The 12,162-nt window shown below is 61.4% G+C and carries 11 protein-coding genes; 6 read left to right on the top strand and 5 right to left on the bottom strand.

Annotated features, from left to right (window positions below; genetic code table 11):
• Positions 1–5 precede the first annotated feature (5 nt).
• The 3 genes from miaA to mutL are packed head-to-tail and all read right to left on the bottom strand — an operon-like array spanning position 6 to position 3,522.
• Entirely contained in the window at positions 6–935 is a 930-nt protein-coding gene (gene miaA, locus O9X62_RS10035) for a tRNA (adenosine(37)-N6)-dimethylallyltransferase MiaA (RefSeq protein WP_269532710.1), read from the bottom strand.
• Entirely contained in the window at positions 932–1,702 is a 771-nt protein-coding gene (locus O9X62_RS10030) for a hypothetical protein (RefSeq protein WP_269532709.1), read from the bottom strand. The genes miaA and O9X62_RS10030 overlap by 4 nt, the downstream gene beginning before the upstream one ends.
• A 2-nt stretch (positions 1,703–1,704) precedes the next feature.
• Positions 1,705–3,522: a DNA mismatch repair endonuclease MutL gene (gene mutL, locus O9X62_RS10025; RefSeq protein WP_269532708.1), complete on the bottom strand. Its 1,818-nt coding sequence runs from the start codon at positions 3,520–3,522 to the stop codon at positions 1,705–1,707.
• A 92-nt stretch (positions 3,523–3,614) separates the two neighbouring features.
• On the opposite strand from mutL, the gene O9X62_RS10020 reads away from it, so the two are divergent.
• Positions 3,615–3,998 (top strand): response regulator, encoded by a 384-nt coding sequence (locus O9X62_RS10020; RefSeq protein WP_269532707.1) that lies wholly within the window; start codon positions 3,615–3,617, stop codon positions 3,996–3,998.
• Between the two features lie 19 nt (positions 3,999–4,017).
• Here O9X62_RS10020 and O9X62_RS10015 read toward each other — a convergent pair whose 3' ends face one another.
• The gene (locus tag O9X62_RS10015) at positions 4,018–6,024 is read right to left on the bottom strand and encodes a UvrD-helicase domain-containing protein (protein WP_269532706.1); all 2,007 of its coding nucleotides are present in this window, start codon (positions 6,022–6,024) and stop codon (positions 4,018–4,020) included.
• A gap of 216 nt (positions 6,025–6,240) precedes the next feature.
• Between O9X62_RS10015 and rpmB the strand changes: the two genes are divergently transcribed.
• The 3 genes from rpmB to O9X62_RS10000 all read left to right on the top strand — a co-directional run bounded on the left by rpmB (position 6,241) and on the right by O9X62_RS10000 (position 7,116).
• The gene (gene rpmB / locus O9X62_RS10010; RefSeq protein ID WP_269532705.1) at positions 6,241–6,474 is read left to right on the top strand and encodes a 50S ribosomal protein L28; all 234 of its coding nucleotides are present in this window, start codon (positions 6,241–6,243) and stop codon (positions 6,472–6,474) included.
• 16 nt (positions 6,475–6,490) lie between these two features.
• The gene (rpmG, locus tag O9X62_RS10005) at positions 6,491–6,646 is read left to right on the top strand and encodes a 50S ribosomal protein L33 (protein WP_269532704.1); all 156 of its coding nucleotides are present in this window, start codon (positions 6,491–6,493) and stop codon (positions 6,644–6,646) included.
• Between the two features lie 101 nt (positions 6,647–6,747).
• Positions 6,748–7,116 (top strand): sirohydrochlorin chelatase, encoded by a 369-nt coding sequence (locus O9X62_RS10000; RefSeq protein WP_269532703.1) that lies wholly within the window; start codon positions 6,748–6,750, stop codon positions 7,114–7,116.
• A gap of 16 nt (positions 7,117–7,132) precedes the next feature.
• Here O9X62_RS10000 and O9X62_RS09995 read toward each other — a convergent pair whose 3' ends face one another.
• Positions 7,133–8,023 carry a LysR family transcriptional regulator gene (locus tag O9X62_RS09995; protein ID WP_269532702.1) on the bottom strand — a complete coding sequence of 297 codons (891 nt, stop codon included), beginning with the start codon at positions 8,021–8,023 and terminating at the stop codon, positions 7,133–7,135.
• A 320-nt stretch (positions 8,024–8,343) separates the two neighbouring features.
• Here O9X62_RS09995 and O9X62_RS09990 point away from each other — a divergent pair, with 320 nt between their 5' ends.
• A complete protein-coding gene (locus tag O9X62_RS09990) occupies positions 8,344–10,026 on the top strand; it encodes an MFS transporter (RefSeq protein WP_269532701.1) in 1,683 nt (560 codons plus the stop codon).
• A 151-nt stretch (positions 10,027–10,177) separates the two neighbouring features.
• Complete coding sequence (acs, locus tag O9X62_RS09985; RefSeq protein WP_269532700.1) at positions 10,178–12,148, top strand: acetate--CoA ligase; 1,971 nt, start codon at positions 10,178–10,180, stop codon at positions 12,146–12,148.
• Positions 12,149–12,162 lie beyond the last annotated feature (14 nt).

The raw sequence follows: 12,162 nt of genomic DNA, 5'->3' as shown, positions 1-12,162 counted from the left end.
CAGCTTCAATGCTGGCGTTGTTGTTTCAAACTGGCGGCGAGTGCTGTCAATGAGGTGCTTGCAAGCACAGTCTGGATGTCTGTCATCCCCCTCAGCCACGTTACCTGCCGCTTCGCCAGCTGCCGGGTCGCATACACACCCCGGTTCCGCAGCTCGTCCAGGTCATACAAGCCATCCTGATACTCCCAGACCTGTCGGTAGCCGACACAGCGCATGGCGGGCAGGTCCAGCGACAAGGCATAGCGCTGCCGCAGCGCGGCCACCTCTTCAATCAGCCCCCCGTTCAGCATTGCATCAAATCGCTGCGCGATCCGTTCGTGCAGTACCGGGCGCTCGGGCATCAGGGCGAGTTTGGTCAATTGATAGGGCAGCGGTTCGCTGGTTTGTTCAGCAAGCCAGGCCGACATGGGCTTGCTCGTCGCGAGAACGATTTCCAGGGCACGGCCCACACGCTGGCTATCGTTCGGGCTCAGGCGCGCTGCGGTGGGTGGGTCCAGATCAACCAGACGGGCGTGCATGCCCGGCCAGCCCAGCTTGGCCGCATCGGCTTCGATCTGAGCGCGCAAGGCGGGATCGGCACTGGGCAGATCGTGCAGTCCCTCCTCCAGCGCCTTGAAGTAGAGCATCGTCCCGCCCACCAGCAGGGGAATCTTGTCGCGCGCGGTTATCTCCGCCATCAGCCGCAGGGCGTCGGTCCGGAACTGGGCGGCGGAATAGCGCTCGGTCGGGTCGAGAATGTCGATCAAGTGATGCGGCGCAGCTGCCAGCTCGGCCGGTGTGGGCTTGGCAGTGCCAATGTCCATGTCCCGGTAGATCAATGCCGAATCAACGGAAATGAGTTCTACAGGCAGTCGCTGGGCCAGCTCAATGGCCAGCGCTGTCTTGCCGCTGGCGGTAGGGCCCATCAGGAAAATGGCCGGGGGCAAATGGTTCATGCGGCGCGCCTTGCCAGCAGGGTAGCGAACAAGCCCACGGCGATGCCGGCAACGACGGCAGGTATCGCCGCCCAAGGGCCAAATGGACCAGCACCGTGGCCCAGTACCAGAAAGAACACGGTAAAACCCATCAGGCCGGTGAGAAAGCCACGCAAAGCCAGAAGCAAGGCATCGCGGCCGCTATTGGCAAAGGTAAACGCCGGGATCACCGTGGCGGCAACCGGCGCGCCGGCAAACACGCCGGTAAGGCTGGGGCCAAACAGGTCGGCAGCGGCGGTGAGGGAAAGCACCAGCGCCGAAGCTGCCCCCATGCGCGCGATCAGCTCGATGCGGGGCAGGTGCACGGGCCTTGGCGGTGCGACAGGCTTGGGCAACCAGCGCGTGGCCGCCAGCCACAGGCCGGGCAACACCAGTAAACCCAGCCACAAGGCATCGGCAAGGCCACTGGTATCGATCAGCAAACAGGTGGCCAGATAGCCCAGCCAGCCCACGGGAATGGCAACCAACCACGCCCAGCGGGCACTGGCATAACCCACCAGCAACATGTAGACAATATTGGCCCACACGCCAGCCGGCGCAGCGCGCGCAACATCTGCAGCAAAGTCGCCGCCGTGGGCCAGCCACAGTGCCAGCACCACCGGCCCACCCACCAGTGGCAAGCCGCCCATGAGGCCGGCGATATTCGGCCCCCAGCGCTTGCCGGCCAGACTGGCCAAGCCGATCAAAGCGGGGGAAGCGAACAGCTTGATGGCCAGCACGAGTGTCATGATTACTGGCCACGCATGAACAGCTTGTCAAGCTCGCCCATGCCCAGCCGGAACCAGGTGGGCCGGCCATGGTTGCACTGGCCCGAGCGCTCCGTAGCTTCCATCTCGCGCAACAACGCATTCATTTCCGGCAGCGTCAGCGTGCGATTGGCGCGCACGGCGCCATGGCAGGCCATGCTGGCGAGCAGCGCGTCGCGTTTGTCGGTCAGCACACGGCTGGCGCCCACTTCGCGGATATCGGCCAGCACCGAGCGCGCAAGTGCAACCGGGTCGGCATCCTTGAGCAGCATCGGTACGGCGCGTACCGCCAGCTGGTTAGGCCCCAACACGGCCAGCTCGAAACCCAGCTGCGCCAGCGTGGCGCTGTGCTCTTCCACCGTCGCCACATCGAGGCGGTCGGCCGGAAAGGCCAGTGGCAACAAGAGCGGTTGATCGGGCATGCTGGCCGCATCAAGGCTGCGCTTGAGCTTTTCGTACACCACGCGCTCATGGGCGGCGTGCATGTCCACCACGATCAGGCCGTCACGCGCCTGTGAGAGGACGTAGACGCCATGCAGCTGTGCCAGTGCGAAACCCAGCGGCGGGAAGCCGTCATCATCGACCGGCATGGCGGCACGTGCGGGTGGATTGTTCGGTGGCACGGTGAACATTGGCGGCTGGCTGGCCGGCCTTGCTTCGGCCTCACGCACGCCCTGATACAGCGTCTCGTAAAAGCCGGCAGCGGGCACTTCATTCACCGCCAGGGGCATGCGTACCTGCTCGTAGCTGGGTGCGTAATGGGCCTGGATGGGCGCTGGCGCAGGTATGGCGATCGCCTGGCTATCCGCACCGGCGCGTGTCTCGGCCAGCGCACGATGCAATGAATGAAACAGGAACCGGTGCACCGCTTGCGATTCGCGAAAGCGGACTTCCGTTTTGGTCGGATGTACGTTCACATCGACCATCTCGGGGTCGAGCTCGATATCCAGCACATAGAGTGGCTGGCGATCCAGATGCAGCACGTCGCGGTAGGCTTCGCGCAGCGCGTGCTGCACGACCTTGTCGCGCACAAAGCGGCCATTCACGAACACGAACTGCGCATCGCGACTGGCGCGCGATACCGTGGGCGAACCGGCAAAGCCGCGCAGCCGCAGGGGGCCGGCCTCAGATTCCAGCGCCAGCATGGTGTCGGCAAACTCGTTGCCCAGCACGGCGCGTACGCGCTCAGCCGCAGTTTCGGGTTTGAGGCGCCATTGCACCTTGCCGTTGTGGGTGAGCGTGAGTGTCAGATCGGGGCGCGCCAAGGCAATGCGTTTAAACACGTCTTCGCAATGCGCGTATTCGGTCGCTGCCGTCTTGAGGAACTTGCGGCGGGCGGGCACGTTGAAATAAAGATCGCGCACCTCCACCGCAGTGCCTGCGGCCAGGGCTGCGGGTTCAGCATCGTGGATCGTGCCGTTATCGGCCTCCACGCGCCACGCCTGATCGCTGCCTGCGAGGCGGCTGCTGAGCATGAGTTGTGAGACAGACGCAATGCTTGCCAATCCCTCACCACGAAAACCCAGCGTGCGCACCCGGTGCAGGTCTTCTAGGCTGGCGATCTTGCTGGTGGCATGGCGGCTCAGCGCCAGCGTCAGGTCGTCACGGGCAATACCGCCACCGTCGTCAGTCACCCGGATCAGTTTGCTTCCACCCTCGGCGAGGTCTACGCTGAGAGAGGTCGCACCAGCATCCAGACTGTTTTCCAGCAACTCCTTGAGCGCGGATGCAGGCCGCTCGACGACCTCACCAGCAGCGATCTGGTTGATCAGGTGATCGGGCAGCTGACGGATGCTGGGCATGGAATAACTCGGCGTAGCGTAAGGGACAAGGCCTGCGTACAGACCTGCGCAGTATACCAGTGGCCCCAGAAGCAACCCGGAGAAGAGGCAAGATGGCGGGGGACAAACCGACCTTCGTGGTCATCGACGACGATAGCGTATTGCGTTCGCTGATACGCGGCATCCTGACCGATGCAGGGCTGGAATTTGCGGGTTCGGCCGTGAATGGTGAAGAGGGCCTCAAGCTGTGTCAGGACAAGTTGCCTGATCTGGTCCTGCTGGATATCAACCTGCCCGGCTCGGATGGCATCAATGTGCTCGCCAGTCTGGCCAAGATGCGACGAGTACCGCGCGTGGTCATGGTCAGTGGCGAAGCCACGCTGCCACGGGTCAAATCATCCATATCGCTGGGGGCTTCGGGATTTGTGGTCAAACCGTTTACTGCCGCCAAACTGATCGGCGTGACCGAGCAAGCACTGGGACGTAAGCTGGCCTGAGCCCGGCAAGTGTGGCGCTTCAGCCGCGCTTGTTGTCCAAGCCTGCCAGCAAACCCGCCAGCTTGGCGCGACCTTCACTTTTGCTCACCTGCGGCGCACCACCATTGCGCGCCAGCCGTCCGCTGATACGGATATCGTCCTGCGGCAGCTCCAGCAAGAATCGGCTTGGTTCAACCACTTGCCACTCCCCTGCCCGCTTGCGCTTGCCGCAGTAGGTAATCGTGAGGCTGCGCTGGGCGCGGGTGATCCCCACATACATCAGCCGCCGTTCTTCCTCGACCATGCCGCTGTCGATGCTGGCCTGATGCGGTAGCACACCCTCTTCGCATCCCACCAAGAAAACATGGCCGTATTCAAGACCCTTGGAGGCATGCAAGGTGGATAACCGCACCGCGTCGGGCTCTTCTTCCTCGCGACCATCCAGCAGCGTGATCAGCGCGATCTTCTGCGTCATGTCGATCAGCGTATCGCCCTGCTCTTCGGCACGCTTGTCGAACCAGGCCACCAGCTCCAGCACATTTTTCCATTTGCTCTCGGCAGGACGCGGCTCCTCGCTCTCGTAAAGCCAAGCCTCATATTCGATGGCTGTCAGCAGTTCCTTGAGCAGCGCCCCCGCGGGTTCGCGTGCCGCGCGGCTGGCCATACGGTTGATGAAACCACAAAAGGTCTGCAAACCTTCGTATTGCGCGGTCTGCAGCAGATCGGCACAGCTGGGCAGGAACACCGCCTCGAACAGACTGCATTTGCGCTCTGCTGCCAGCGCACCCAGCTTTTCCAGCGTGACATTGCCGATCCCGCGCTTGGGCGTAGTCACCGCGCGGATGAAGGCCGGGTCGTCATTCTGGTTGGCGATCAGGCGCAGGTAGCCCAGCACGTCCTTGATTTCGGCTTTATCAAAGAAGCTCTGCCCGCCAGAGATCTGGTAGGGAATCTTGTGATTGCGCAGCTGGCCTTCCAGGATGCGCGCCTGATGATTGCCGCGATACAGAATTGCGTAATCCGCAAAGCGCGTGCGGTTCTCGAACTTGTGGGCCAAGAGGCGCATGGCCACCATCTCGGCCTCGTGCTCCTCGTCCTTCATCTCGACCACGCTGATCGGATCGCCGATGCCCAGTTCGCTCCACAGCTGCTTCTCGAACAACTTGGGATTGTTGGCGATCACCGAGTTTGCCGCCTTGAGAATACGGCTGGTCGAGCGGTAGTTCTGTTCGAGCTTGATGACTTCGAGCCTGGGGAAATCTTCCTTGAGCAGGTTCAGATTCTCCACATTGGCACCGCGCCAGGCATAAATGCTCTGGTCGTCGTCCCCCACTGCGGTGAACTTGCCGTGAAACCCCGTCAGCAGCTTGATCAGCCGGTACTGGCAGGTGTTCGTGTCCTGATACTCATCAATCAATAGATAGCGCAGCCGCAACTGCCACTTGGTGAGGATGGCCGACTCGCGCTCGAACAACTCCACCGGCAGGCGGATCAGGTCATCAAAATCTACCGCCTGATACGCGAACAAGGTGTCCTGATAGGCGCGATACACCTTGGCGATCTGCATCTCGCCCTCGCTCTGGGCTTGCCCCAGTGCCATGTCGGGGCTCAGGAAATCGTTCTTTAGCCGGGAAATCGTCGAGATCGTCGAGCGGATCTTGTCTTTATCAGTGGTGGCGAGAATGTCGGAAATGATCTTGCCGGCATCGGCGCTATCCAGAATCGAGAAGCGCGGCTTGTAGCCCAGTGCCGCATGTTCCTGGCGCACGATCTGCAGACCCAGCGAGTGAAAGGTCGAGACGGTCAACCCCTTGAGCCGGGCCGGATCGAGCAACTGGCCCACCCGCTCCTGCATCTCGCGGGCGGCTTTGTTGGTGAAGGTGATCGCGGCGATATTGCGGGCGTCGTAACCCGCGTGCTCGATCATGTAGGCGATCTTCTGGGTGATCACCCGGGTCTTGCCCGAACCGGCACCCGCCAGCACCAGCAAAGGGCCATCCAGATGGCGTACGGCGGCTTGCTGGGGGGAGTTGAGCTTGTGGAGCATGACGGCACGGGTTCGGAACAGCCTGCGAATTTACCACTTTGGCGCCGTAAGCAACTGGCGGAAAAAGTAATTTGCCCGATAAATCGATTTGACAGCACCATATCGACTCGCTAACATTCGGCCTCTTTGCGATTTCTGGCAGGTCGTATTGCGTGTTTTCACCTTACGGCCAGCTGCTTGAAGTTCCGTTTTCTTAAGAATCCGTTGGAGTCCAAGATGGCTCGTGTATGCGTCATTACCGGCAAGAAGCCGATGGTGGGTAACAATGTTTCCCACGCCAACAACAAGACCAAGCGTCGTTTCCTGCCGAACCTGCAATATCGCAAGTTCTGGGTAGAAAGCGAAAACCGCTGGGTGCGCCTGCGCGTATCCAATGCTGGTCTGCGTAATATCGACAAGCTGGGCATTGATGTTGTCCTGGCCGACCTCCGCGCTCGCGGCGAACTGTAATCCAGGAATCTGAATCATGCGCGAGAAGATCAAGCTTGAGTCGACCGCTGGTACCGGTCACTTCTACACCACCACCAAGAACAAGCGCACCAAGCCGGAAAAGATGGAGATCATGAAGTTTGATCCCGTCGTCCGCAAGCATGTTGCCTACAAGGAAACCAAGCTTAAGTAAGCTTTGGTTCACCTGATGACGCATACGACACGCACCCCGCTCCTACGCGGGGTGTTTGTTTTTGTGCTGCGCCAACGCAAAGACGCCCACGAGACAAGACCATGAGCCACGCCATCATCCTGTTTGCCCACGGCGCCCGCGATCCACAGTGGGCCGAGCCCTTCCAGCGCCTGCGGGCCTTACTGGCAGCCCAGCGGCCGGATTGCCATGTCGTACTGGCATTCCTGGAACTGATGTCGCCTTCGCTGACCAGTTGTACCGGCGAGCTGGTTGCCCAAGGCTATACGCAGATCAGTATTGTCCCCGCCTTCATGGCCAGGGGCGCCCACTTGCGCCGCGATCTGCCCGAGATGCTGGCCGACTTGCGTAAGCAGCACCCCGACATCCAATTTGAAGTCACGGAAGCGCTAGGCGAAGCAGAAGGCGTATTGCAGGCCATGGCGGGATGGATCACCCGCCGCATTGGCTGAGGCCTACGGCCCAAATTCAGGCCGTGCCCGCCTCGGGCCAGATGGCGCGCAAGGTTTCGCGGAACAGGCCCAGCAAAGGGTCGTCAGCCATGTCGGCCGGGTAGATGAACGACAGCGGCACCATCACGCCGGCATCACCCCAAATCCATAGCCGTCCCGCCTGCTCCGCCGCTTCGGCCACATCCCGACGCAGCATGCACAGCCCCAGGCCCGCTTCCACGCAGGCCTGCATGCTCTGTTCCTGATCGACATCGCCAACCTTACGCGGCGCAATATTGTGCTCACGCCAGATTTCGGCATGGATTTTCGACAAGCTAGAAAATTGCGTTGCGCCCACCCAGGGCACTTTGCCCAGCGCCTTCCAGTCGCTCCCCGCAAGCTCGTCACGCCAACCCGGCGGGGCCGCAACCACATAAGGCAGGTCGACCAGCTTTAGCGAATGCACTGTTTGATAGGGGTTGCGGCCGATAAAAAAGCCAGCGTCGTATTCCTTCTTGCGGACCTCGTTGAGCACCGTACCCGAAATGCCCTGGAAGGTACTGATCTGGACCAGCGGATACTGGCTGTGCATGGCGGCCAGCATGGGGCCCAGCCGGAGTATCTCGGCGCTGAGTATGGTGCCCAGCCGCAACTTGCCGCTGGGTTGCCCCTTAAGGCCACGCGCCTTGGCCAGCATCTGCCGACTCTCGGCAAGGATGCGTTCGGCCTCGGGCAAAAGCGCCTTGCCCGCCTCGGTGAGACTCACGCCCGAGGGAATGCGCTCGAACAGGCTGACGCCGGTTTCCTCCTCCAGCGCCTTGATCTGCGCCGTCACCGCAGGCTGGCTTAGATGGAGGATTTCGGCAGCCTGGGTCAGATGCCCCTGCTGAGCGACGGTGACGAAGGTACGCAACTGGTAGATTTCCAACTCATCCCCTCCTTGTATTACGCATTCTGCCGCCGATCCGGGTCTTTTTGCCAGCGCGACACACGCGGGAGCGGTGCAATTCCAGACCACCTGAACACCTCGCCAGAGCGCATCAGCATTAGAGTTATTGCACTGCAATATCGATCCGCTGATTAGCGACATTCAAATTTGCGATTAGCCAGTCACTCGGGGCGCGGCATAGATTTCGGCCCAACACGACAATCCTCGTGTCCCACCTGCCAAACATCCGCAGAGATGTACCAAGGGCAGGATTCAACGACCTGGGGCTACGCGCCCGCCAGAGAAGATGGAGACTAGCAATGACCGTTATCGCCAGCACCGCCAGCGGTGCACAGGCCGCACCGCGGCCCATGACGAAAGAGGAGCGCAAGGTGATTTTCGCCTCGTCGCTCGGTACCGTGTTCGAGTGGTATGACTTTTATCTTTACGGCTCACTGGCCGCGATCATTGCCTCGCACTTTTTTGCCGGCGTGAACGACACCACAGCCTTCATTTTTGCGCTGATGGCCTTTGCCGCCGGCTTTGCCGTGCGTCCTTTCGGCGCCATCGTGTTCGGTCGCCTTGGCGACATGATCGGCCGCAAATACACCTTCCTCGTCACCATCCTGATCATGGGTCTGTCCACCGCCATCGTGGGTCTGCTGCCAGGCTACGCGAGCATCGGCATTGCCGCCCCGATCATCCTCATCATCCTGCGCTTGCTACAGGGCCTGGCGCTCGGCGGCGAGTACGGCGGTGCGGCGACCTATGTGGCCGAGCATGCGCCGCATGGCAAGCGTGGCCTCTACACCAGCTTCATCCAGACCACGGCAACGCTGGGTCTGTTCCTGTCGCTGCTGGTGATCTGGTTGTGCCGCAACAGCCTGGGTACGGAGGCTTTCAAGGAATGGGGGTGGCGCATTCCCTTCCTTGTCTCGCTGATCATGCTGGCCATCTCGGTCTACATCCGTATGCAGCTGAACGAGTCGCCGGCCTTCAAAAAGATGAAGGAAGAAGGCAAGCAGTCGAAGGCACCGCTGACTGAATCGTTTCTGCGTTGGCCTAACCTGAAGATCGTGCTGCTGTCGCTGTTCGGCGGCACTGCGGGCCAGGCTGTGGTCTGGTACACGGGCCAGTTCTATGCCTTGTTCTTCCTGACCAAGACACTGGGCGTGGAGGCCGACAAGGCCGATATCCTGATCGCGATCTCGCTGGCCATCGCCACGCCGGGTTTCATCCTGTTCGGTGCGCTGTCGGACAAGATCGGTCGCAAGAAGATCATCATGGCCGGCTGCCTGATCGCTGCGCTGTCGTACTTCCCGATCTTCAAGGCACTGACGCACTTCGCCAATCCGGCACTCGAAGCCGCAGTCGCCAACGCCCCGGTGAAAGTTGTCGCCGATCCGGCCAAGTGTGCCTTCCAGTTCGACCCGATCGGCAAGGCTGCCTTCAAGCAATCGTGCGACATCATCAAGTCGGCACTGGCCAAGAAAGGCATTCCCTACACCAACGAAGCCGCACCCGCCGGGACCCTGGCATCGGTCAGCATCGGCGCCACCGTGGTCAACAGCTTCGAAGGCGAGGCGCTGAGCAAGGACGACTTCAAGACTCAATCTGACGCGTTCAACAAGTCACTGGGTGAAGCATTGAAGGTAGCCGGCTATCCGGCCAAGGCCGATCCCAATGCAATGAACACGCCGATGGTGATTGCCTTGCTGACCATCCTGGTGATCTTCGTGACCATGGTGTACGGCCCGATTGCCGCCTGGCTGGTCGAGCTGTTCCCGACCAAGATCCGCTATACCTCGATGTCGTTGCCGTATCACATCGGCAATGGCTGGTTCGGTGGCTTCCTGCCCACTGTGGCCTTTGCGATGGTGGCTGCCACCGGCGACATCTACTATGGCCTCTGGTACCCCATCGTATTCGCCATCATGACCTTCGTGATCGGTGTGCTGTTTGCACCGGAAACCAAGGATCGCGATATCTACGCCAACGATTGACCCTGCAGTAAAGGCGCCGGGAAGAAGAGGACGGGACCCTCTTCTTTCCTGGCTCCTCAGGAAGGTTTGCACTGGGTTTGCCCAAGCCCGCTCGCGCCGCCGAGCCCAGCGCCAACCCTCTTCTCCCTACCCAAATTGACAAGGAAGCCCCATGTCCACCATCGACTCGGTACTCAAGGAAACCCGCCTTTTCCCGCCCAGCGACGACTTCCGCCGCCGTGCGCTGGTGCCCAGCCTGGATGCCTATCACGCGCTGTGCGAACAGGCCGATGATCACTATCTGTCGTTCTGGGGCGATCTGGCGCGCGAGCAGATCAGCTGGAAAAAGCCGTTCAGCCGCGTACTCGATGACAGCAACGCACCGTTCTTCAAATGGTTCGACGATGGTTTGCTGAACGTCAGCTACAACTGCCTGGACCGCCATCTGGCCCAGCACGGCAACAAGCTGGCCATCATCTTCGAAGCCGACGATGGCGCCGTCACCCGCGTTACCTATGCCGAACTGCACCGCCGCGTGTGCCAGTTTGCCAACGGCCTGAAGGCGCAGGGGATCAAGCGTGGCGACCGCGTGGTCGTTTACATGCCGATGAGCATCGAAGCGGTGGTGGCCATGCAGGCCTGCGCCCGTATCGGCGCCATCCACTCGGTGGTGTTCGGCGGCTTCTCGGCCAAGAGCGTGCAGGAACGCATTCAGGATGCCGGCGCCGTGGCCGTGATTACCGCCAACGAGGGCCTGCGCGGCGGCAAGAGCGTGCCGCTCAAGGCCGTGATTGACGAGGCGCTGGGCCTCGGTGGCTGCGAATCAATCCAGCGCGTGGTGGTATTCCAGCGCACCAATGGCGGCGCCAGCGATTGGCAGGAAGGCCGCGACATCTGGTGGCACAAGCTCACCGAGGGTCAGCCCGAACAGTGCGAACCCGAGTGGATGAACGCAGAAGATCCGCTGTTCATCCTCTACACATCCGGCTCGACCGGTAAGCCCAAGGGTATCCAGCACTCCACCGCGGGTTACCTCCTCGGCGCCATCAACTCCTTCCGCATGGTGTTCGACTACAAGCCGAACGACGTTTTCTGGTGCACGGCCGATGTGGGCTGGATCACCGGCCACAGCTATGTGTGCTACGGCCCGCTGGGCAATGCCGCCACCCAGGTCATCTTCGAGGGTGTGCCCACCTACCCCGACGCGCATCGCTTCTGGCAGATGATCGAGAAGCACAAAGTCACGATCTTCTACACCGCCCCCACCGCCATCCGTTCGCTGATCAAGCTGGGTGCCGATTTCCCGAACCAGCACGATCTCTCCAGCCTGCGCCTGCTGGGCACGGTGGGTGAGCCCATCAACCCCGAAGCCTGGATCTGGTACCACGAAGTTGTCGGCAAGGGCCGCTGCCCGATTGTGGATACCTGGTGGCAGACCGAGACCGGCTCGGTGATGATCGCCCCGCTGCCCGGTGCCGTGGCCACCAAGCCCGGTTCTTGCACGCTGCCGCTGCCGGGCGTGATTGCCGATATCGTCGATGAATCGGGCGCACCGGTCGAACCCGGCAAGGGGGGCATGCTGGTCATCAAGAAGCCCTTCCCCTCGCTGGTGCGCACCATCTGGGGTGACCCGGAACGCTTCAAGAAGACGTACTTCCCCGAAGAGTTCAATGGCAAGTACTACCTGGCCGGCGACTCGGCCAACCGCGACGAGCATGGCTACTTCTGGATCATGGGCCGCATCGATGATGTGCTCAATGTATCGGGCCACCGCCTGGGCACCATGGAGATCGAGTCGGCGCTGGTGGCCAACCCCTTGGTGGCTGAAGCCGCCGTAGTCGGCAAACCGCACGAGATCAAGGGAGAAGCCGTCGTGGCCTTTGTGGTGCTCAAGGGTCAGCGCCCTACGGGCGAGGACGCCAAGAAGATCGCCGATCAGCTCAAGAGCTGGGTGGCGCACGAGATCGGCAAGATCGCCCAGCCCGACGACATCCGCTTTGGCGACAACCTGCCCAAGACGCGTTCGGGCAAGATCATGCGGCGTTTGCTGCGTGCGATTGCCCGCGGGGAGGAGATCACCCAGGACACGTCCACCTTGGAAAACCCGGCCATCCTCACACAACTGCAAGAGGGTATCCGCTAAAGTCCGGCTGCGTT

This window comes from Chitinimonas sp. BJYL2, from assembly GCF_027257935.1.
Classification (GTDB): Bacteria; Pseudomonadota; Gammaproteobacteria; order Burkholderiales; family Chitinimonadaceae; genus Chitinimonas.
This window is presented reverse-complemented; position numbering and strand designations above follow the sequence as displayed.